This is a genomic window from Pseudonocardia sp. MH-G8 (assembly GCF_002262885.1).
Taxonomy (GTDB): domain Bacteria; phylum Actinomycetota; class Actinomycetes; order Mycobacteriales; family Pseudonocardiaceae; genus Pseudonocardia.
In genome coordinates, this window is the sequence record NZ_NKYF01000026.1 from 94,400 (window position 1) to 115,317 (window position 20,918).

Genomic DNA, 20,918 nt, shown 5'->3' on the forward strand with positions numbered 1-20,918 from the left:
GCACGCTTTGCTCATGGGTCGACAGGCGAGCTGTGTGCTTGGCGTGGCGGAGGCGTTGCCGGCTGGTGAAGGCCGCGTCCAGTCCTGGTGCTGTCGAGCAGATCGCGAAGCTCCGCTGCCGCTGCCTCGATGAGCTACCCGTGGCAGTCGCCAGGTCGAGGAGGTGGGGTAGTTCGGGCAGTATTACCAAGCCCTCCTGCCCATCGAGCTCACAGCAGCTGTGGGCTGGGGGTGACGCCCGGGTCGCTCGTCTCGGTGGATCCGAGCCAAGCACCAGTGTCGATACCTGGGAAGCGCGGAGTTTCCGGCCAGGGTGCTCGCCGTGACGGAGAACCTGGTCGCCCCCGCGCGGCCCTATGAAACCCTCGGTCGGTTCCTGAGCTTGCTGCTCGAGCAGACCTCGGCGGCGAGCGCCACGACGGTGACCGGACTGCACATCTGGGAGAAGTATGGCGGTGGGTGCGTGGTGGAGTGGACCGCTGGCCCGCACGCCATGCAGGTTCTCCGGGAGTTGGAGATGCTCGCGGATGACGACGCCACGACAACGAGATTGTCCCCGGGCGACATCACGGACGTCGACGAGTACTGCCCCGGCGCGGTCAAGTTCCGGGTGCGAGGTGTCCAGTTCGAACTGCGCCCGGTGGATACCGTGGGTGTCGAAGCCGAGCGTGAGCAACTGCGGAACTTGATCCGGGAGTGCCGCGACATCCGACGGTAGGACGCGATGAAACGCTCGCGACCGAGCCGACGCGCATGATCGTGCTGGTCGACAGTCGCCCGTGCGGCGTTCGTTGTGCGGGGTGTCGGGGCAGGCCCACCTGTCCCGAATGATGTGGGCTTCGCCGTGGTCCTTGCCGCGATGGCACGGGCCGTGCCGCCGGAGACGCGGTCGCTGGCGATGGGGCCAGGGACAGCGGCGGGGTCGGCGGGCCAGTTCCTGCTCGTGCCGGTCACCCACGTGTTCCTGCACTCGCACGGCTGGGCGAACGCCTACCCGTTCCTGGCCGTCGCCGCGGCGCTGATGATCCCGCCGCCGGGCTGTCCGGGCGCCTCGAGCCCGTACCCGAGGACGTCGTGTGCCGGTCGCTCGGCGGCACGATCGGCGGGGCGCTGCGGCACCGCGGGTTCGTGCTGCTCATGTGCGGCTACGTCGTCTGGTCGGGCTCTTCAACATCGCCGGCTGCATGTGGTTCGGCGCGCTGGGCGGAGGCCGCAGCCGTAGGCGGCTGCTGGCAGGCGCGAAGAGCCGGGCGCACACGAGCGCGAGCGCGACCAGGGTGCTGGTTCCCACAATGGTGCGGGTGGGCCACGAACCAGTTGGCGGCGAAGATCGTCGCGACGTACGCGACCAGGCCCACCAGCCCGTGGTCAGGTGGGCCCACCCACGTCGCCCAACGGCTGCTCCCTCGACATCTGCCGGGCGGGGCCAGACCTGCTCTGCCCGCGCGGCTATCGCTTGAACTCCATCTGCTCCAGGCGTGTCTGCACGGTCCGACCGCTCTCCCACGAGTTGGCGCCGGACACCACCGTCGGCTCCGGGATGTCGGCCCGACTCTGCCGCTTGTCCGCCGTGGAGAGGCCGAGCCTGCGGTCCCGGTCGTGGACCAGTGCCTCGCGGACCTGCCCGTCCGCTGTCAAGCCCATCATCAGCTGCGGGATCCCGTACGGGAAATCGTCGCGGTCGTACTGCCAGGTGTGGAACGTCTTCCCATAGGTCCTCACCAGGTCTTCGAAATAGGCGTGCTCCGCGAGATCGGGGATCCCCGGGGCGACCAGGCTGCCGGACCTGACCTCGTAGTGGTGGCTGTGCCAGAGCCGCCTCTCGTCGTCAGGGAGGCTACGGAAGCGCTCCTCGCTGGTGATGTATTCGATCCCGATCAGGCGGGCGTCGGGTGCATTTCGGTCGAAGATCACGCACTGGTGCAGGTCGTGGCGCAGGTGGATGCAGAAGTGTGTCGCCTCGACCTGCCGTCCCAGTTCGTCGGCGTACATGTGGAAGCCGTTGAGGTAGGTGCTCATCGCATCCAGCGGGTACTTCGACTGCATGACGCCGGCCGCCATGTCGAGCGCGCGATGCTTGAGCGGGTGTCCCTTGCCGATCTTGGCGGCCGTCGCGGCCTTGCGACCGAACACCACGCCGACCGCAGCCGCTGCCCCGGCGGCGACACCGATGCCGATAGATCCGGCCGTCCTCCGGCCGGAGCGATGCGAGCAGGATTTGTCAGGTGCGGAAGCCATGCACACCGGCCTACCCGGGGCTGGATCCGCGAACCGCGGGAATCCCCAGGTGGCATGCGGCGCGTCTGAAGCCAGCTGATCCGCGGCTACGGGACGCGGTGGAGCGGCACCGGGACAGGTCCGCCAGTCAGATCCGCAGCGGGCTGTCCGGCATTCATCGCGCCAACTTGGCGTATGCGGGCGCTGTGCCAGGTCAGGCGCGTGCGGTCCTCACCCGGCCGAGTCGGGCGATCAACCCGACGAGCTCGCGCTGTTCACGTGGCTCTCGGGGCATACATGATCAAGGCGACGCCAGCCAGACAGATGAGGGCACCGATGATTCCGTAGCGGTCGGAAACCGTCGAGCACGACACCCCGGAGCAGGGAACCGGCGACGAACACACCGCCGTAGGCGGCCAGGATGCGGCCGAAGTGCGGATCAGGCTGCAGAGTCGCGACGAACCCGTAGGTCCCGAGCGCGAGGACCCCGGCGCCAACCCAGAGCCGGCCGCGCTGCTCGCGCACGCCTTGCCACACGAGTCAGGCGCCGCCGATTTCGGCGAGGGCTGCCAGCACGAACAGCGCAAGTGAGCGGGCCACGGTCATACACGGACGCTATCCGGCCTGGCTGCGGGTGCCCTGAGCACTGCCGGACGGACTTGGCTCAAGCGCGCAGCCAGGTCCATGCCGTGCTCAACTCGTCGTGGGCGAAGGTTTTGATCTCGCCCGTGATCAGGAGGTTGGCCAGCTTGGCGCACCACTGCTCCCAGGTGGGCGCGCCGACGATCGCGACCTTGTCGAAGTCGCGGCGGTGGCGCACGTCCAGGCAGGTATTGCGCCAGGCGGCACGAGCGTTCCAACCGCGGAACGTCTGCTCCAAGAGGAAGAGCACCCGGATCTGCTCGGCGCCCTTGAGTGCCTTCGCCAGCTGCGGGACGAGGACGTCCCTGTAGTCGTCTTCGGTCAGTACGCCCCGGGCACGGACGGCGATGACATCGCCTTCGGTCTCAGTCATCAGTTCGAGCACCGTCAAGCCTTCTCATCGTCCGTGTGGTCGGCTCGCGTCCGGCGCTCCAGCCAAGGTCGACGAACGGGATCGGGCAGCTTGGCGTGCAGGAGCACTCGGTCAGATCTCTGCACCCGGCGCTGAGCACGTCGGTCAGCGTGGCCCGGGCCTGGTCCAGATCGGCGATCTTCGCTTCGACCTCGGCCAGCTTCCTCGTGGCGGCGCCGCGCAGCCCCGGGCGGGGCCCTCGGTGCGAGCCGACCTCGATCAGCTCGGAGATCTCGTCGAGCGTGAACCCGAGACGCGCCAGGCCACGGATGGCCCGCAGCACCGTGACCGCCTCGGGGCCGTACTCGCGGTGCCCGCCCAGGGAGCGCTGCGGTTCGGGGAGCAGGCCGCGGCGCTCGTAGTAGCGCAGCGTTTGCACGTTCACCCCCGCCGCCTTGGCCAGCTGCCCCGACCGCAGCCCCCTGATCACACGATCGCCCCCGAACCGGCCCTCGAACCGGCCCTCGAACCGGTCCCCGCGCCGGAGCGGGCGGCTTCGGCCCGGCGGGCGAGCCCGTCCAGCACCTCGATCCGCGCCTCCGGCACCCGCACATCCAGCATCAGCCCGCCGTCGCCCGCGATGAGCTGGAAGTCGAAGAACGAGCAGCACGAGGACTCTCGCACGGTCAGATCCCGAACGACCGTCTCTACCTCCGAGTCGCCGTCGAGAATCAGCCTCAGCAATTCCGGTTCCGGCCGCTCCATGCTGCGCAGCGCTGCCGCGAACAGCGCATCGAACTCGGCCTCCCGCAGCGGCTGCTCCGTCGTCGGCAACGTGCACGCGTCGACAGGAGCCCACGCCAGCGGCACCGGCACGGACTCGTCTGCCGGGCGGTCTTCGACCGCCGTGCCCAGCAGCTCACGTACAGCGTCCTCAGGCTGCGCTCCAGTCAGCATACCGACCGCTTTGCGGTCGGTGAACAGGATCAGCGTCGGGGTCGACGACACCGCGTACCGACGCACCAGCTCCGGGTTCTCGTCGGCGTTGACTTTCACGACCGGTACCCGGCCTGCGTAGTCGGCCGCCAGCGCCTCGAGGATTGGAGCAAAGCGGCGGCAGCTCCCGCACCAAATCGCGAAGAACTCGACCAGCATCGGCCCGTCGGCGCCGAGCACCTCCTGGTCGAACCTCGCGTCGCTGGTCTCACCCACCGCGCTCACAGCGGTCTCGCTCACTGCACTCGCCTCCCGTGGGGCCCGCCATCGAGCCAGACACCCACGCTAAGCCTGTACCTAGGTACCGGATGCAAGTGCTCGAGGACGTCTCGTAGTTCACGTCAAACTGCGAGGAGAGTTCAGTTAACTAGCCGCTGCATCGCCCACCGCGGCGTGCGCCGCGTCGCCCCGCCGGCCGTCGGGGCCGTGCCCGAGGCGTTCCGGCACCCGCGTCACGGTCTGGGTGGGTATGCATCACGCACGTCGGCTGTGATCCACCGGGTCAGTACGAGCGCCAGCATTGCGAGTCGGGCGGTGTGTTCCATCAGCGGATCAAGGTCGCCTGTACCGGGCGAAGGAGGCGCGGAGGCGCCGAGTCTCGGAGCGAGAGAAGGTGACGGGGTGGGTACTCGACGGCGTTGGGCCTCGTCTCTACAGCATGACGGCGCTCATCGTGGCGGCGGACCGTGGTTAGGCTCGACGCATGGCCGACGAGGAGCACGTCCTGGTCCCGGCGATGATCGGGCTTGACATCGTCGACGCCCAAGCGCTGGCGCTTGCGGCCCGCGTCGTGACTGTTACAGAGGACCCGGACTTGCCACCTCCTCTGTCCGGCGTCGTCGTCGACCAGCAACCGGCCGCCGGAACGCAGGTCTTCCCAGGAGAGCCCGTCACGATCTGGGTCGAGGAGAAGGGGGGAGGCGGCGGCTCGGCGCCGCTGGACCCCGGGCCCCTACAGCCCGCCGGAACCAGATTTGGGCCATGACCAAGGACCTGGTCCCGCGGTAACTGGTCAGGTCGGCGGGGCCGCTTGATCGACATGTGAGACGATCCTGGTGTGCCGGTCGGGGGTGAGCGTCCGTCCTACGACGAGCTCGCCGCGCTGGTCGCGAGCCAGGCCGCGGAGATCGCGGCGTTGCGGGCCGAGGTGGCGGAGTTGAAGCGCCGGCTCGGGCAGGACTCGCAGAACTCCTCGAAGCCGCCGTCGTCGGACTCGCCGTTCATCAAACCGGCCCCGAAATCGTTGCGCCGCCGCAGCGGGCGCAAGCCTGGTGGGCAGTCCGGGCATCCCGGTTCGACGTTGGCCCAGGTCTGCGACCCGGACGAGGTCGTGTGTCATGAGCCGGGCCCGTGCGGCGGCTGCGGTGCTGATCTGAGCGGGGCCGTGCAGGTGGGTGTGGAACGGCGGCAGGTGTTCGACCTGCCCCCGATCCGGGTGCGAGTGACCGAGCACCAGCTGATCACGCGGCGGTGCGGCTGCGGAACCAGCACCTGCGCGAAGCCGCCGCAGACGGCGACGGCGCCGGTGCAGTACGGGCCCCGGATCGCCGCGATCACCGTCTACCTCTACGTCGGGCAGTTCCTGTCCCGCAAACGCACCGCCCAGGCGTTGGCCGAGTTGTTCGGCACCCCGGTCTCGGAAGCCACCGTGGTCTCGGAAGCCACCGTGGCGACGATGACCCGACGCGCCGCGAACGGTCTGACCGGTTTCCTCGACACGGTCGCCGACCGCCTCGCCGACGCGGAAGTGGTCGGGTTCGACGAGACCGGGCTGCGCGTTGCGGGCGGGTTGGCCTGGGTGCACTGCGCCCGCACCGACCGCTACACGCTGATCACCTGCCACCCCAAACGCGGCCGCGACGGTATCGCCGCCGCCGCAGTCCTGCCCCGGTTCGCCGGCATCGCGGTGCACGACGCCTGGGCCCCGTATGACACCTACCTCGATGCTGTCCACCAGTTGTGCTGCGCGCACGCGGTGCGGGAACTACGCGCCGCCGCCGAAGCCGCACCCACCCGCAACGGCTGGCACTGGGCCACCCAGGGCCAGGACGCGCTCACCGCCATCCAGAAACTCGTCACCGACGCCGCCACCGCGGGCCACCCGCTCGACTCCGAAGCGTTGGGCGTCCACATCCACACCTTCCGCTGCGCCGCCCTGATCGGGGCCGCGCAAACCCGCGGCCGCTCCACCCCGATCATGGCCAAACACCACGCCCTGGCCCGACGGCTGGTCACCCGCCACGACGACTACCTGCGGTTCGTCCACGACCCCCGCGTCCCTGCCGACAACAACGGCGCCGAACGCGACATACGGATGATCAAGCTGCGGCAGAAGGTGTCCGGTTGCCTGCGCACCCTCACCGGCGCCCAACAATTCTGCGCGATACGCAGCTACCTCTCCACCGCCGCCAAACACGGCAGGCACTTCTTCGACACCCTCGTCATGCTCGCCGAGGGACGGCCCTGGCTGCCCGCACTCTCATGACCTGACTAGTTACGTCCCGCGTACGTCCGCCAGGGACGCCGGTTCGGGGCTACATCCGGTGGCCGCCCTACCTGGGCGTAGTTGGCCAGCTCTTCCTCGCCGACCGCCCACCAATGATCAGCGGAGCGGTCCGGCCCTGCGCCTGCGCACAGCCGCTGCGATCCGCAATGGCAGCAGCCCGATCAGGGGTGCGCGCCTGCCGAGGTCGGTCCGGTCCTCGCGGTCGAATGCGGAGGCATAGCGGCAGGCAGTCGCGGCATCCGCGTAGGTCTTGCTGCCCAATGCTCCGCATCCGCGCGCACACGTCCAGGACATGGTCGGTCCGTCGGCGCGAAACCGGAAGCGGTGCCCGAACATTGTGCAGCGCATGTCAGGAGCTACCCGTTCGCATCCCCAACCATGCCGCGGGTAGCCGAGGGTCGTGGGCAACGGGACGCAGACGGCGACAATCGAGACCAAAGTTCCGGCGCGGCTGGATCGGCTGCCGTGGTCGAGGTTCCACTGGCGAGTCTTGATCGGGCTCGGCACGGTGTGGATCCTCGACGGGCTCGAGGTCACGATGGTCGGGTCGGTGGCCGCGCGGCTCGCCGAACCCGGTAGCGGCATCGAGATCAGCGTCGGCCAGATCGGGCTCGCCGCGGCGGTCTACATCGTTGGCGCTTGCACCGGGGCGCTGTTCTTCGGTCAGCTCACCGACCGCTTCGGTCGCAAGAAGCTGTTCCTGCTCACGCTGGTGGTCTACATCGTGGCAACGGTGGCGACAGCGTTCTCGTTCGCACCCTGGTACTTCTACCTGGCGCGGTTCTTCACCGGCGCGGGGATCGGCGGCGAGTACGCCGCGATCAACTCCGCGATCGACGAGCTGATCCCGGCGCGCGTCCGTGGACGGGTCGACCTCGTCGTGAACGGCTCCTACTGGCTGGGGGCCGCGGCGGGTTCGGCTCTTGCTGTGGTCTTCCTGTCCACCGCGGTGTTCGCCGTCGACCTCGGCTGGCGCCTGGCCTTCGGGCTCGGCGCCGTGCTCGGGTTGGTGATCCTCTTCGTGCGCCGGCACGTGCCGGAGAGCCCGCGGTGGTTGTTCATCCACGGTCGCGAGGAGGAGGCCGAGCGGATCGTCGACGGAATCGAGCGGGAGGTCGCTGGGGAGACCGACGACGGCCTCGACGAGCCCGAGGCGAGCATCACCGTCCGGCAGCGCACGACGATCCCGTTCCGCGAGATCGCGCGGACCGCGTTCTCGCTCTACCCGCGGCGCGCCGTGCTGTGCCTCGCGCTGTTCGTCGGGCAGGCACGGCATTACCTTCAACCTGGGCACGCTCGTTTCCACCTACTACGGGGTCGCGTCCGGGCTCGCGCCGCTGTTCCTCGTCGCCTATGGGCTGGGGAACTTCCTCGGCCCGGTGACGCTGGGCCGGCTGTTCGACACCCTGGGGCGCAAGCCGATGATCGCCGGTTCTTACCTGGGTGCCGCGGTGCTCACCGTGCCGCTGGCCTGGGTGTTCGTCTCTCAGCTCGGCGGTCCGTGGTTCTTCCTGGCGATGCTCGTGCTCACGTTCTTCGTCGCGTCGGCCGGGGCCAGCGCGGCGTACCTCACCGTCAGCGAGATCTTCCCGATGGAGACGAGGGCTCTGGCGATCGCCTTCTTCTACGCGGTGGGCACCGCGATCGGCGGGATCACCGGGCCTCTCCTGTTCGGCGGGTTCATCGAATCCGGGAACCGGGAGCTGGTCGCGATCGGGTTCCTCGTCAGCGGTGCGGTCGTTGCGGTCGGCGGCGTCGCGGAGATCCTGTTCGGGGTGCGGGCCGAGCGCGCCTCGCTCGAAGACATCGCACAGCCCCTTACCGCGGCCGACGCCGAGGACGGCGGCCAGGGGGACGGGGACGAGGAAACCCAGGCGCAGCGGCTGCGCCGGCAGGCCGAACAGGTCAGGGCCGACGCGGCACAGCACCGTGCCACGGCCGCGGACCTGCGCGCCCGCGACGGCGGTGGCCGCTCCCGCGACGATCGCATGCGCGCGGAGGAGACACTCGCCGAAATCGCGAACCTGCGCGCCGCCGAGCTGGAGCAGATCGCGGAGGCCAGGGACGTGCTCGCGGCCGCCCGAGCGGACGACGCGGCGCTCGCGGCCCGGGCCGGAGAGCAGCGGGCCCGGTCGCTCGCCGAGCGGCAGGAGGCCTTGGGAGCTGCCGACGAGCCGACCGCGGCTCAGCATGCTGATCGGGCACAGGCCGCGCAGGAGCACGCCCTGGCCATCGACGAGCAACGGCGCTCCGCGGAGGAGCAGCGCGCCGCCGAGCACGGTGAGCCGGACGACACCGACGAAAGGCCTGCCGGCCCCGAGGTCCACCGGGCCCGCGCCCGTCTGTACGAGGCCCGCGCCGCCGTGCACGAGGCACGGGCGGCGGCCGCGGCCGCGAGGGCCGCGCGCCACGAGCAGGGTGCAAGCGACGCGGAGCGCCAGGTCACCCGCGCGGAACAACAGGCCGACGCCGCCGAGCACCGGGTGACCGCCGCCGAACATCGCAAGGCCGCCGACGACATCGGTGCCCGGACCGGCGACGCGGAGGTCGGGCAGCGACTTCGCCGCGAGCATGAGATGCAACAGCGCATCCGGGAGCGGATCGAGCGCAGGCAGACATGTGGGCGCTCGGGCCTGGGACGCCTGCGTCCGGGCTCGAGCGCGGCACTGGCGAGCGCGCGGTTGTGGGGATCATCCGGCTACGACGGCGCCGCCGAGCGCGCCCTCGACCGCGAGATCGACGTCATCGCGCGGGCCCTCGAGGAACACGGCACTATCCCGCGCACCGAGTTGGCGCGGATGGTCGGAGCGCGATATTGGGGCCCGGGTCGGTTCTCGGCCGCGCTTCAGGCAGCCGTCGAGGAGGGCAGGGCGCAGCGCGTGGGACGGCAGGCGATTGCGCCATCGGACAGCGGCTAGACACAGCTCCAGTCTCCTTGCTAGATCAGAGCCTCTCCACCGCCCAGGACGATTCACGAATACCAAGATCGGGCTCCGGCGATGATGCGCTTTTCATCGGCGACACTGTTCCCGGTGGTCATTAGCAACTTGCAACGTTGCGAGTTTCAGTGACGCCCCGCTTATGGATTCGCGAGGGTTGCGAATCGCGAGTAGTGCAGCTGGTGCGCGACGGTCACCGTGCTCGTTGGACCATAGCGGTTCTTCGCAACGATCAGGTCCGCCTCGCCGGCTCTCGGGTCGTCGCGCTCGTAGTAGTCCGGCCGGTGCAACAACAGCAGCACGTCGGTAGCCTGTGCGATGGTGTCGGCGTCGCGTAGGTCGCCGATCAGAGGGCGCCGGTCGACGCGCTGCTCCGCCTGCCTGCCGAGGTCCGCGCACGCGACGATCGGGATCTCGAGCTCCATCGCCAAGGCTTTGAGGCGGCGGGCGATCTCAGCGACCTCCCGCTCCCGATTGTCTGCGAAGGACCTTGCCACGATCGCGTTCAGGGGGTCGACGACAACGAGGCCGAGTCGATGCTCGCCCACGCACTTGATCAGCGCTGATGATAATGCGTCTAGGTCAGGTGCCGGGCCGGCTTCGATGAACAGCGGGTCTTCCGCTATCTCTGTCATCTTCTTCGCCATGCGAATCCAGTCATTGTCTGTCATTCGGCCCGCCCGCATATCGGCGAGTCGGATCCGCGCCTCGGCCGACAGAATCCGGTGGACCACCTCGTCCTTCAACATTTTGAACGTGAAGATTGCCGCAGGAACCTTCTGCTTGAGAGCAGCGGCCCCCAGCATGTCGAGTGCGAGGGTGGTCCGTCCGGCGCCGGGCCGCGAGGCGATCACCGTCAGAGAGCCGGGGATCAAGCAGCCCAGGGTCGCATCAAGGTCCTCGAACCCGGTCGTCACGCCGGCACCGATCGGACCATGCGAGGCGACCTTGTCGAGCTTGTCAACTGTGCTCTGCAGGAGCTCCTCAAGAACCTCCGGCACCTGGACTTCAGTGCGCCCAAGTCCGAAACGAGCGGCCTGAGCGCCGAACTGCATCTGCCGCAGCAGTCGCTCATCGAGCCGCCGCACTGTCGGGGAGCCGACAACCGTCAGATGCGCCTCGTGCAATCGCCCAATGAGATCGTCACCATCCTCGCGGGAGTCGAACGTTACCGCGTTCTCGAAATTCGACCCCAGTCCTCCCATGGTCAGATTGGCCGACCCCACCCAGGCTGAGGAGTGGCCGTCGGCGTGCCCAAGGAGGTATGTCTTCGCGTTCTGGAAGTCGGGCGCCATGACGACGAACACCTCGATCCGACCCGGGTAGTCCTCCGACAGGGCGAGCAGGGCGCGCAGTGCGGGAACCTCGTACTGCAGCGGGCTCCCGCCGATCAGCACCTCGAGACGGGCGCCGCGTTCCACCAGTTCTTCAAGGTCTGGCTCGACGCTGGACAGGCCGGCCGTCGTGAAGAAGCCAGTCCGCAGTCGCACGGACACCGCTGATGGCAGCTCGCGACGGAGCCACGCGAGCAGATGGTCATCCCGACCGTCGAGGCGGTAATCGACAACGCGCACACCGCAGCCTGGCACAAGATGACTCACCTCTCCCACCCCGACGACGACAGCACGCTGCGATCTTCCAACTGAGTTGATCAGTTGAGCAGGGTTCGCGGAGCGGCGGGGGTTATTGGTGATGGCGCTACATCTCGCCCGCCGCCGCTGAGGCCATCGGTGCGCCGACCGGATCACCAGTTGTGGCCGGTGAACTTGTCTCGCCGTACTGAGACCTGGCTCGAACGAGCAAGTTCAGGTGCTGCCGACGAGATTCGACCCCTGGTCTGCGGGTTGACGTCCAGGTGCGGCTGTGGTCTGGTGTGTAACTAGTGACATGAAACTAGTTACATCAGGCGACACTGGAGTCGACGTGAAGAAGATCGCTGGTCTAGGGCTTGCGCTCGCGGTCGCGCTGGCTGTGAGCGGGTGCACATCGACGGGGGCAGGCAGCGGCGAGGACGTCCTCGTCGTAGAGGGCTACGGCGCGGAGTACCAGCAGTTGTTCGACGAGCACATCGGGACGCCGTTCACCGAGCAGACCGGGATCCAGGTGCAGTACTCCGCGAGCGGGGCGGCGTCCGAGCACTACGCCGCCATCCGAGCCGCGCACGGCGATCCGGGCTTCGACGTCGCGGTGATGACCAATCTCGAGCTCTTCCAGGGCAGCAAGGACGGGCTCCTCGACCCGGTGTCGGAGCAGCAGGTGCCGAACCTCGCCAAGGTCTCGAAGAAGATCCGGGACACGACATACGGGGCCGGCGTCATCCACGACGTGCAGCAGGTGGCGCTGATGTACAAGCGGTCACTGTTCCCGACTCCACCCACGAGCTGGAACGTGATGTGGGACCCGAAGTACCGCTCGGGTGCCCTGGTCTTCAACCCGACGAACATCATGGGCTTCTACCAGGTCCTCTCCGCGGCCGAGTTGGACGGCGGCAGCATCACCGACGCGGCACCCGGGTTCGCGCGCATCGCCGACCTGGCGACGTCGGCGCTCGCGACGCCGCAGGCCTCGGCCGAGGCGGTGCCGTACATGGAGAAGGGGACGGCCACGGTCTTCCCGTACCAGGACGGACGAGCCGCCATCTACGCGGAAACGACAGATTACGATTTCACTGTGCCGCAGGAGGGCACGTACGCGGTCCTCGGAGCGCTGGGCATCCCCGTGGGCGCAGCGCACAAGGCCGCAGCCCACAGGTTCATGGACTACTGGCTCAGCCCGGAGGTCCAGCAGCGGTGGGCCACGGCCTACAACGTCGGTCCGGCGGTCACGGGGCTGCAGTTCCCCGCGGAGTTCGCCGCCAAGCACGTCACGACGGCCGAGCAGATCGACAAGCTCAAGATCGCCGATCCGGAGATCGTGGCACGGGACCGTACCGAGTGGAGCCGGAAGTGGGCGGAGGCCGTGCGGTGACCGCCCTCCTCGCGCAGACCAGGCGGCCACGGGCGCAGCACCGCAGCGGTTCCGCCTTGCTTCCGCTGCCGGCGACGGTCTGGGTACTGGTCGTCTTCGCCGTGCCGACCGTCATCCTGCTCGCCAGCAGCTTCCTGACCTACGACGGTGTCCGGGTAGGCGGTCCGGTCACGGCGGAGAACTACGCTGCGCTGTTCCGGGACGCGTACTTCTGGTCGGTGCTCTGGGACACCGTCTGGATGTCGATCGTCGTGGGTGCCGTTTGCACCTCGGCGGGGCTGCTGCTCGCGTACTTCATCGTCCGGTCCGGCTCCCGGTGGCGATCCCTCGTCCTCCTCGTGGTTGTCTCGCCCCTCGTCTCCAGCGTCGTGGTGCGGACCTATGGCTGGCTGGTGCTCCTGCAGGATGACGGGCTGTTCAACCAGGTCCTGGTCTGGACGGGGGCGATCCGGGACCCGATCGCCTTCATCGGCTCCCGGGGCGGTGTCATCGCCGGGCTGGTGCACGTGCTGCTCCCGTTCGCCGTCTTCACCGCCGTCTCCAGCGTGCAGAGCGTCGATCCCGTCCTCGAGCGGGCCTCGCGCGACCTCGGGGCCGGGCCGGTGCGCACGTTCTTCCGGGTGACCCTGCCGCTGATCCGCCCGGGCCTCATCTCGGGCTTCATGCTGACCTTCGCCATCAGCCTCGGCGCGTACGCCACCGCAGCGGTTCTGGGTGGCGGGCGGGTGCAGACCCTCGCGACGCTCGTGCGTGACCGCATGGTCGTCAGCCTCGAATGGGGCCAAGCCGCGGCGATCGCGGTGGTCCTGCTCGTCGTGAGTGTCGGCACGGTGCTCGCCCTGCTGTGGGCCGGGCAGCGGTCGCGGACGGAGGTCTGACGAATGCGGAAGAGCCCATGGCTCGCCGTTCGTGCGGCCCTGCTGATCCTCGTCCTCGCGTTCGTCGCGGTCCCGATGGTCGTCGTCTTCTGGACGTCGATCCAGCCCGACACCTACGTCTCCTTCCCACCATCGGGGTTCTCGCTGCGCTGGTGGAGTGACGCGTTCACGGCCGAGTGGTTGCTACCGATGGCGCTGTCCGCTCAGATCGCGCTGGGCTCGGCCCTGTGCGCGCTGGTGGTGGGCACGGCTGCGGCGTACGGGCTATCCCGGGGGGTACGGGGCCGGGCCGCGATGGAGGCGTTCCTGACGAGCCCCCTGCTGCTGCCGGAGATCGTCATCAGCCTCTCGGTCGTCCAGCTAATCTCGATGCTGGCCGCGCGCGAGCTCATCGGCCCGGCGCTGCTGGTCGCGGCCCACACGTTGATCGGCATTCCCTTCGTGTTGCGCACCGTCGGCGTGAGCCTGCACGGCATCAACCCGTTGTGGGAGCGCGCCGCCCGCGATCTCGGCGCCTCGCCGTGGCGCGCATTCGCCACGGTGACGCTTCCGATCATGCGATCCGGGATGTTCGCCGGCGCCCTCTTCGCCTTCATAGTGTCGTTCAACAATGTCGAGCTGTCGCTCTTCCTGACCGCGCGGGACTCGAACACCCTGCCCATCGCACTGCTGCAGTTCATGGAGTTCGAGTACTCGCCGACGCTCGCCAGCGTAGCGGTCACCAGCGTGGCCGGGATCTGCATCGTTGCCGCCGTCGCGAGCCGGTTCACCCGGCTGACGGAGTTCATCCACGGAGGTACGAAGTGACAGTGGACGCGCCCATCGCCGACGTCAACGCCGCGCCCCGCGACGCCAGCGGGTCCGCTGTCGCGTTGCGCGGGATCTCGAAGAGGTTCGGCTCGGCCCTTGCGGTCGAGGACCTCGATCTCGACGTGCGCCCGGGGGAGTTCCTCACCCTGCTCGGTCCGTCGGGGTGTGGGAAGACGACCACCCTGAACATGATCGCGGGGTTCCTGCGTCCGGACAGCGGGCGCATCCTCCTCGATGGCAAGGACGTGCAACGCCTCCCCCCGGAGCGACGGGACACGGCGATGGTGTTCCAGCAGTACGCCCTGTTCCCGCACCTCACGGTGTCGCAGAACGTTGGGTACGGGCTGCGGATGCGCAGGCGCCCGAGGGAGGAGATCCGGGCGCGCGTCTCGGACGCCCTGCAACGGGTGGGCCTGGTCGGTCGCGAGGACCGCTTCCCCGGCCAGCTCTCCGGTGGCCAGCAGCAGCGCGTCGCACTGGCGAGAGCGATCGTGGTGCAGCCGAAGGTGCTGCTGTTCGACGAGCCCCTCTCCAACCTCGACCTCAAGCTGCGGGAACAACTCCGGCTGGAGATCAAGCACCTGCAGCATGAACTCGGAATCACGTCGATCTTCGTGACGCACGACCAGACCGAGGCACTGGTCATGAGCGACCGCATCGCGGTGATGCGAGACGGTCGGGTCGAGCAGATCGACGCTCCCGAGGCGATCTATCGGGAACCTGCGACCACGTTCGTTGCGGGCTTCATCGGCCAGTCCAACCTGGTTCCGGGCGTCTGCACGAGCTCGGGCACCTCCGACTGCACCATCCGCCTGGTTACGGCGCACACCGTCGATGCGCGGCCAGCAGGTCCCGTCACCGCAGGACAGCCTGTCGACGTACTGCTGCGGCCCGAGGCGCTGCGCCTCGGCGAGGCGGTCCCGCCCGGTCACGCCCGCATCACCGGGCGGGTCGCCGAGGTCGTCAACGAAGGCAGCCTCGCCACCGTCGTGGTGGACGTCGGGGAGTCCGTCGCCGTGCGTGTGTCCGTTCCCGACCCTTGCCCCGACGATCTGCCGAAGATCGGCAGCCGAGCGGTGATCCAGGTACCCCCCGGGGCTGCGCGCGCTTTCGCATCGACCGAGTGAAGCCTCGAGCCCTGGCCCGGCAAAACCTGTCCGCACCGAACCACACGGAAGGCCCGTCATGCCCACCTCGGTCCTGCACGGCTGCGATCTCGTCGACGGAACGGGTGCCACCCGCCGGCGCGACGTCGACATCGTGATTGACGGCGACACGATCCGAGAGGTCGTACCCAGCCGGCCCGCCCGGTCCTACGAACGCGTCGATCGGATCGTCGACGCCACGGGGGTGCTCGCCATCCCCGGCCTGATCAACAACCACACCCATGGCACCGCCTACGGCCCACTGTTCCCCAGCGGGCACGAGGGGCTTCCGCACGAGCAGGTCCGGGCGAACCTCGACAGGCACCTGCTGGAGGGCACGACCACCGTTCTGTGCGTGGACGGCTTCGTCACCGCCGACGCGATCGCCGAGGTCAACAACGATCACCCCATATCAATCACACTGGCCTCCTGCAACACCCCGGCCTGCCTGACCGCCGCGTCGATCGCCGACGGCGGCGGGCTCGACGACCAGAACCGCACGTTCACGGCCCGCCAAGCGGTCGACGCGGGAGCTGTCGCGCTCGGCGAGATCGGTGCCGGGCACACCCTGGGTGGCGGCGGAGCGAGCTATATGTACATCCCGGCCGAGGTGCTCAAGCGCACAGGCGTGACGATCAGTGCGCGGCAGGCGGACGCACTGAAGGTCGCCGTGCTCGGCCGCCACATCTCGGCGACGTCGTACGACGAGGGCGCCGTCGAGGAGGCGCTCGAAACCGCCAACCTCACCGGCAAGCTCTCCGCCGAGGAGGTCCGTGAGCTCGTCTCGGGCATCGTCCTGCCCGCGTTCGACATCGCCCTCGAGGGGCTGACGGAGGCCGCGCGGTACGCGGACCAGGCCGGGGTCCCGGTACTGGTGCACAACGCGGCCGCGTCGATGTCCCAGGTCGCGGCCATCGCCAGGACGGACGTCCGACTGATCGCCGGGCACTCCAACCACAGCAGCTTCGACCACCGCGAAGCCCTCAGGCACGCCGAGCAGCTCAAGGAACTCGGCGCCGTCGTCGACGTCTCGACGCTCGACACCTTCGGCGCGCAGCGGCTCACGCGGGGCCCCGATCTGCTTTACGCGATGCTGGAGGCCGGACTGGTCGACACGATCTCGACCGACTACGCGGGCGGGTTTCACGACTCGATCCTGTTGGCCGTCGACCACGCGACCAAGGCAGGTGTCGTCGGACTCGAGTCGGCGATCGCCATGGCCACTGCCAACGTCGCGGACGCCATCCCCGGCCTGGCGCCGCGGCGCGGCCGCGTCGTGCCCGGTGCGATCGCCGACCTCGTACTCACCGACCCGACCGACCTGACGCGCGTCGACACGGTGTTCATCGGCGGTGCGCCGGTCGTCCGAGACGGCGCTAGCGTCGTCAACTGAAAGATGTAGTGGAAGGTGTGGATCGTGAAGCGCACGACCATCGGCGCCGTCGCTGCCGCAGCCGGAGTGTCGTCGGCGACGGTGTCCCGGGTGCTGAACGGTGGCCCCGTCAATGAGGCCACGGCGGCGAGAGTCCGGGAGGCGGTCGACCGGCTACAGTACACGCCCAACGCGCTGACCAAGAGCATCTTCGCCGGCCGGTCCCAGACCATCGGGGTCGTCATCGACGATCTACGCAGCCCGTTCTACCTGGATCTGATGCGGGGCATCGATGAGGTGGCCGACGCGAACGGCAGCCTGGTCATGTTCGCCAACACCTTCCGGCACGACGGTCGCGAGGCGATGCAGATCCAGAGCATGGACGAGCAGCGGGTTCGCGGCCTGATCGTGACATCCGCCGCGTCGGCCGACGACCGGACGTATCGGATGGCGGCAGGGGGCACCCCATGCGTCGTCGTGGCGCGGACAGTGCAGGACCCGCCGCCCCGGCTCCACTCGGTAGCCCTCGACAACATCGCGGCTGGCCGGCTGATGGCGGAACACCTCGTGTCGTGCGGACGGCGATCTGTTGGCGTGATCACCTCAGGGCCTAGACCCTCCCAGCTCGGTCGCACCGAGGGACTGCGGCGCGGCCTCGCGGAGGCCGGTCTCGCCCTCACCGCTGACGACATCGTGACGGTCGACGGCGACGACGGCGCCGAGGATGCCGTCGCGACACTTCTGCAGCGCCGGCCGGACGCGGTCGCCTGTGTCGCCGGGAGGCGCACCGTCGCGATCCACGCCGCACTGCTGTCCCAGGGGGTCACGATCCCGGACGACATCGGCTTCATCACGATGGACGACTTCGCCTGGGCGTCCGCCCTCGGCATCAGCGTGGTGGCTCAGCCGGCCCACCTCATGGGGCAGCGCGCCGCCGAGTTCGTCGTCGAGAACCCAGCGCAGCCGCGGACGGTTGTCTTCGAACCGACGCTCGTCGCGCGGACATCCTGCGGCGAGGCGACCGACGACGGAGCAGCCTCGCGCTGATCAACCCGCAGTAACCCGACGACCGCGGTGCCGGCCGTGCTGTGCACGGCGCCGTCACCGGCAGATCCGATCCCGGCCGTTCCCGTGGTGCCCACCGGAACGGCGGCCCGGCCTGCTCGCGTACGGAGCGGACGATGCGCCCTCCATGCGTCCCGTACTCACATCATCGACAAGAAGAGGAAGGCAGCTCACATGAAGATCGTTATCGTCGGAGGTGGCGTTCTCGGCGCCTCCACCGCTTTCCAGCTCGCCAAACGGGGCTGCGAGGTGGAACTTTTTGAAAGTGGGATGCCGGGTGGACAGGCGAGCGCGGCGAGCCTTGCGTGGCTGAACTCGAACTCGAAGGAGCTGCGTCCTTACCACGACCTAAATGTCATCTCGATGGCCGAGCACCTCGCCGTGGCGCGGGAGCTCGGCACCGACAACTGGCTTCGGCGCGGTGGCAACCTCGAAGTCGCCGCCACCGAGGAGTCGGCGCACGCGCTCCATGCCAAGGCGAAGCGTCTGCACGAGTACGGCTACGCCGCGATCGAGCTCGACCCGAAGGATCTACCCCGGTACGACCCGCAGGTGCGGGTGCACGAGGACTACCTAGGCGCCGTGTTCTACCCCGGCGAGAGCTGGCTCGACCTGCCTCTCCTCATCCACGAACTGCTGCGGGCCGCGGTGGCCCACGGGGCCATCCTGCGGTCGCACACGACGGTGGATCGGCTACTTGTCGAATCGGGTCAGGTCAATGGTGTCTTGCTCGACGACGGTAGCCAGGTCCGCGCTGACCGCGTGGTCGTCGCCGCCGGAAGCCGGATCGGTGCGCTGATGAGCGAGGTCGGCGTCGAGGTCTCCACCGTCGGCGAGCCCGGCGCAACCGTCGTCACTGCGCCGGGCACCTCCGCCTTGTCCGTGCTCCTGCACCTGCCCGGCATCTCTGTGCGGCCGGACCCAGGAGGCCGGCTCGCCATCCGATCCGAGCGGGGCGATCGCAGCCTCGACACCGACACGTGGACGCTCCCCGACGAGACAGTGACGGATCTGATCCGGCGTGCCGCCCACGGCGTCGCCGACGTCGATCCCACCAGCACCCGCAGCGAGCGGATCAGCATCGCCGTAAGGCCCTATCCGTTCGACGGCCTTCCGGTTGTCGGGTTCTGGAACGACGTGCCGAACCTGTACCTGATCACTATGCACAGCGGCGCCACACTAGCCGCTGTCACGAGCCGACTGGCCGCGGAGGAGCTGGTTACCGGCATCCCGCCAGCACTGTTGAACGGGTTCCGGCCAGCACGGTTGATAACCCCGCGGCGTGAGCTGCCCGAGTTCGATCCGCACGCAGTGGAGGCCGAAGTCTGAAACAACCGCCGGCACGCCAGGCGACCGACCGGGATTTGGCTGCCCAGGTGTCCGGGGTCGGCCGAAGCTGTGAGGAGGTGTTCGGCCTCGAATGCGGCCACTGCTCCGCCGGGTGGCGGTGGGCCTCTCCGCGAAGGAGCCGGCCGCCACGGTCTGGTCCACTCCGGCGCTGTTCCGCCTGTCGAGGTGTTCAGATCCACCGGTTCGAGCGCGGCGCAGGTGAGGACGTCGTGCTCGCCCTGGGCGGTGTCGTGGTCATGCGTGGCCAGGCTGTGGTGGTCCGTTCACCGCTCGGGCCGCAGCTGGGCACGGGTCTGGCGCAGCTCGGCCCGGCCCGCGACGGCGGTTGGTCCGGCGAGCGCCGGCGGCCTTGCGGGTGGAGTCTCCTTCGGCGCGGGTGGTGATGAGGTCGGCGGGGTGACCTCGAGCAGGTCGCAGAGTGCGGCGAGGACGGGCAGCGACAACCGTTCGGGGGTGAGCCGGTGAATCTGGGAGGCCGAGCGTGATGCCGCGTTCGGCGAGCAGCGGCGAGAGGTGGGTGGTGGTGAACAGTCCGCAGGTGGCCATGATCTCCCGTAGCCGCCACTGGTAGCTGATCTCGCGTCGGCGGGTCATCGGCTGTTCCCGTCCGGTCGTAGCTCGGGGACGACTGCGCTCGCTGCGCTCTATACCAGGCCAGTCGCGCTCGTCGGGTTAGCCAGGGGCTAGCCGCGGCCGTCTGGCTCGTGGCGTGGGTGAGGGTGGCGTCGAGCGCGCGGTGCAGGGTTCGGGTGCGGAGGTCAGAGGACACGCAGGTGTAGATGGCGGTGGTGGATTCGTGTTCGTGTCCGACCTGATGCTGGACGGAACAGCGGGGCCCAGCTGGCTTCGATCAGGTGGGTGACGTAGGAGCCGCGCAGCGAGTGGAAGTCCTGGCCTTTGCCCACCCCAGCGTGGTGTGGATGGTGGCGAAGCGGGCGTCGATCTGGACCAGACCGACCCGCGGCGCTCGTTCCGAGGGCCACAACGCCGTGAGAACGCCAACATCGCAGTAGGTCAACCAACCGAACGAGTAGCCCCAACGGGCCTGCGGAACGGATCGATGTGGCACTATCGCCCGCACAAGCACCATGTCGCTGCTGGTCAGCACGCGTTCAGCTTCGGCGCTGAGAACCAGGTAGCAAACCGTCTCGAGCTCGCATCTGATCGAATACGCTTCGGTAGGAGCGAGATATGCGAGAAGCGATGCTTCTCGGTGGAAGTGCTGGTGGCGGGAACGGGGGCGTTCCCTGGCGCTGATGTCGCGGTGCGGTCGAGCCACATTGTGGCCACGCCTGCGCTGAGCATGGTCGCGGTGAGCAGCCCTGCCGAATTCTGTTCGCGCCGTCGCCGCGCCCGTGCCGACGCCACACGCACGTCGCAGCTCGTCGTGCGGTTCGCGCCGTCCGAGCTTGCGGTCGTGGCTGCTGCGGCTGAGCGTGACGGGCTCGCTGTGGGCGCCTGGATCGGTGAGCTGGCCTGCCGGGTCGCCCGAGGTGAAGTGGGTGAGGTGCCGGTCGAGTGGGTGGATGTGGTGCGGGTCTTGCTGCGCTACGGGCGTGAGGCGCCGGCGACGCGGGCGCGGCTGGATGAACTGGTGGATGTTGCGGTGGCGCGGTTGTCGTTGTGATCACGAAGGTGGTGCACGGTTGGCGGGTCGGCGGGCTGCTCGCCTATCTGAT

19 protein-coding genes and 2 pseudogenes are annotated in these 20,918 nt (G+C 68.8%); 13 read left to right on the forward strand and 8 right to left on the reverse strand.

Translation table 11 applies throughout. The features are described from left to right. Nucleotides 1-322: 322 nt before the first annotated feature. A complete protein-coding gene (locus tag CFP66_RS37105; protein ID WP_143517486.1) occupies nt 323-718 on the forward strand; it encodes a hypothetical protein in 396 nt (131 codons plus the stop codon). A 272-nt stretch (nt 719-990) separates the two neighbouring features. Here the strand turns inward: CFP66_RS37105 and CFP66_RS50055 are convergent, their stop codons facing one another. The 6 genes and pseudogenes from CFP66_RS50055 to CFP66_RS48735 all read right to left on the reverse strand — a co-directional run bounded on the left by CFP66_RS50055 (nt 991) and on the right by CFP66_RS48735 (nt 4,447). Further along, a complete protein-coding gene (locus CFP66_RS50055; protein WP_255413921.1) occupies nt 991-1,119 on the reverse strand; it encodes a hypothetical protein in 129 nt (42 codons plus the stop codon). A 330-nt stretch (nt 1,120-1,449) separates the two neighbouring features. Next, complete coding sequence (locus CFP66_RS37115) at nt 1,450-2,238, reverse strand: OBAP family protein (protein WP_094930031.1); 789 nt, start codon at nt 2,236-2,238, stop codon at nt 1,450-1,452. 254 nt (nt 2,239-2,492) lie between these two features. Beyond that, nucleotides 2,493-2,823, reverse strand: a pseudogene (locus CFP66_RS37120) (YnfA family protein). Between the two features lie 58 nt (nt 2,824-2,881). After that, complete coding sequence (locus CFP66_RS37125; protein ID WP_094930032.1) at nt 2,882-3,244, reverse strand: STAS/SEC14 domain-containing protein; 363 nt, start codon at nt 3,242-3,244, stop codon at nt 2,882-2,884. After that, a complete protein-coding gene (locus CFP66_RS37130) occupies nt 3,225-3,701 on the reverse strand; it encodes a MerR family transcriptional regulator (protein WP_094930033.1) in 477 nt (158 codons plus the stop codon). The genes CFP66_RS37125 and CFP66_RS37130 overlap by 20 nt, the downstream gene beginning before the upstream one ends. Next, nucleotides 3,698-4,447: a thioredoxin family protein gene (locus CFP66_RS48735; protein WP_369805254.1), complete on the reverse strand. Its 750-nt coding sequence runs from the start codon at nt 4,445-4,447 to the stop codon at nt 3,698-3,700. Before CFP66_RS48735 ends, CFP66_RS37130 begins: the two co-directional genes overlap by 4 nt. Before the next feature lie 463 nt (nt 4,448-4,910). Between CFP66_RS48735 and CFP66_RS37145 the strand changes: the two genes are divergently transcribed. From CFP66_RS37145 to CFP66_RS49495, 4 genes and pseudogenes are all read left to right on the forward strand, one after another. Beyond that, entirely contained in the window at nt 4,911-5,192 is a 282-nt protein-coding gene (locus tag CFP66_RS37145) for a PASTA domain-containing protein (protein ID WP_094930034.1), read from the forward strand. Between the two features lie 72 nt (nt 5,193-5,264). Beyond that, complete coding sequence (locus tag CFP66_RS37150) at nt 5,265-6,692, forward strand: IS66 family transposase (RefSeq protein WP_094930035.1); 1,428 nt, start codon at nt 5,265-5,267, stop codon at nt 6,690-6,692. Nucleotides 6,693-7,251: 559 nt separating this feature from the next. Then, nucleotides 7,252-7,920: pseudogene (locus tag CFP66_RS49490) on the forward strand (MFS transporter); the annotation flags it as partial. A gap of 79 nt (nt 7,921-7,999) precedes the next feature. Continuing rightward, nucleotides 8,000-9,631: an MFS transporter gene (locus CFP66_RS49495; protein ID WP_233160030.1), complete on the forward strand. Its 1,632-nt coding sequence runs from the start codon at nt 8,000-8,002 to the stop codon at nt 9,629-9,631. 161 nt (nt 9,632-9,792) lie between these two features. Here the strand turns inward: CFP66_RS49495 and CFP66_RS37165 are convergent, their stop codons facing one another. Then, on the reverse strand, nt 9,793-11,226 hold the full coding sequence (locus CFP66_RS37165) for a replicative DNA helicase (protein WP_094930037.1): 1,434 nt from the start codon (nt 11,224-11,226) through the stop codon (nt 9,793-9,795). 349 nt (nt 11,227-11,575) lie between these two features. Between CFP66_RS37165 and CFP66_RS37170 the strand changes: the two genes are divergently transcribed. The 7 genes from CFP66_RS37170 (at nt 11,576) to CFP66_RS37200 (ending at nt 19,218) form a co-directional block, all read left to right on the forward strand. Next, a complete protein-coding gene (locus CFP66_RS37170; protein WP_158228349.1) occupies nt 11,576-12,619 on the forward strand; it encodes an extracellular solute-binding protein in 1,044 nt (347 codons plus the stop codon). Continuing rightward, nucleotides 12,616-13,497 (forward strand): ABC transporter permease, encoded by an 882-nt coding sequence (locus CFP66_RS37175; protein WP_143517487.1) that lies wholly within the window; start codon nt 12,616-12,618, stop codon nt 13,495-13,497. Before CFP66_RS37170 ends, CFP66_RS37175 begins: the two co-directional genes overlap by 4 nt. Nucleotides 13,498-13,500: 3 nt before the next feature. After that, entirely contained in the window at nt 13,501-14,304 is an 804-nt protein-coding gene (locus tag CFP66_RS37180; RefSeq protein WP_094930040.1) for an ABC transporter permease, read from the forward strand. A gap of 2 nt (nt 14,305-14,306) precedes the next feature. Then, nucleotides 14,307-15,434 (forward strand): ABC transporter ATP-binding protein, encoded by a 1,128-nt coding sequence (locus CFP66_RS37185; protein ID WP_233160027.1) that lies wholly within the window; start codon nt 14,307-14,309, stop codon nt 15,432-15,434. 58 nt (nt 15,435-15,492) lie between these two features. Next, a complete protein-coding gene (locus CFP66_RS37190; RefSeq protein WP_094930042.1) occupies nt 15,493-16,845 on the forward strand; it encodes an amidohydrolase family protein in 1,353 nt (450 codons plus the stop codon). A gap of 24 nt (nt 16,846-16,869) precedes the next feature. Further along, nucleotides 16,870-17,871, forward strand: a complete 1,002-nt coding sequence (locus tag CFP66_RS37195) for a LacI family DNA-binding transcriptional regulator (RefSeq protein ID WP_198961929.1) — start codon at nt 16,870-16,872, stop codon at nt 17,869-17,871. Between the two features lie 192 nt (nt 17,872-18,063). Beyond that, on the forward strand, nt 18,064-19,218 hold the full coding sequence (locus CFP66_RS37200; protein WP_094930043.1) for an FAD-binding oxidoreductase: 1,155 nt from the start codon (nt 18,064-18,066) through the stop codon (nt 19,216-19,218). A gap of 284 nt (nt 19,219-19,502) precedes the next feature. Here the strand turns inward: CFP66_RS37200 and CFP66_RS49500 are convergent, their stop codons facing one another. Then, nucleotides 19,503-19,682, reverse strand: a complete 180-nt coding sequence (locus tag CFP66_RS49500) for a hypothetical protein (protein WP_233160028.1) — start codon at nt 19,680-19,682, stop codon at nt 19,503-19,505. 617 nt (nt 19,683-20,299) lie between these two features. Here CFP66_RS49500 and CFP66_RS48220 point away from each other — a divergent pair. Continuing rightward, a complete protein-coding gene (locus CFP66_RS48220; protein WP_158228350.1) occupies nt 20,300-20,866 on the forward strand; it encodes a hypothetical protein in 567 nt (188 codons plus the stop codon). Nucleotides 20,867-20,918: the final 52 nt, after the last annotated feature.

Coding starts and splice junctions, on each gene's coding strand:
- CFP66_RS37115 (WP_094930031.1), bottom strand. CDS start 2,238: ATGGCTTCCGCACCTGACAAATCCTGCTCGCATCGCTCCGGCCGGAGG.
- CFP66_RS37145 (WP_094930034.1), top strand. CDS start 4,911: ATGGCCGACGAGGAGCACGTCCTGGTCCCGGCGATGATCGGGCTTGAC.
- CFP66_RS37180 (WP_094930040.1), top strand. CDS start 13,501: ATGCGGAAGAGCCCATGGCTCGCCGTTCGTGCGGCCCTGCTGATCCTC.
- CFP66_RS37190 (WP_094930042.1), top strand. CDS start 15,493: ATGCCCACCTCGGTCCTGCACGGCTGCGATCTCGTCGACGGAACGGGT.
- CFP66_RS37200 (WP_094930043.1), top strand. CDS start 18,064: ATGAAGATCGTTATCGTCGGAGGTGGCGTTCTCGGCGCCTCCACCGCT.
- CFP66_RS48220 (WP_158228350.1), top strand. CDS start 20,300: ATGTGGCACTATCGCCCGCACAAGCACCATGTCGCTGCTGGTCAGCAC.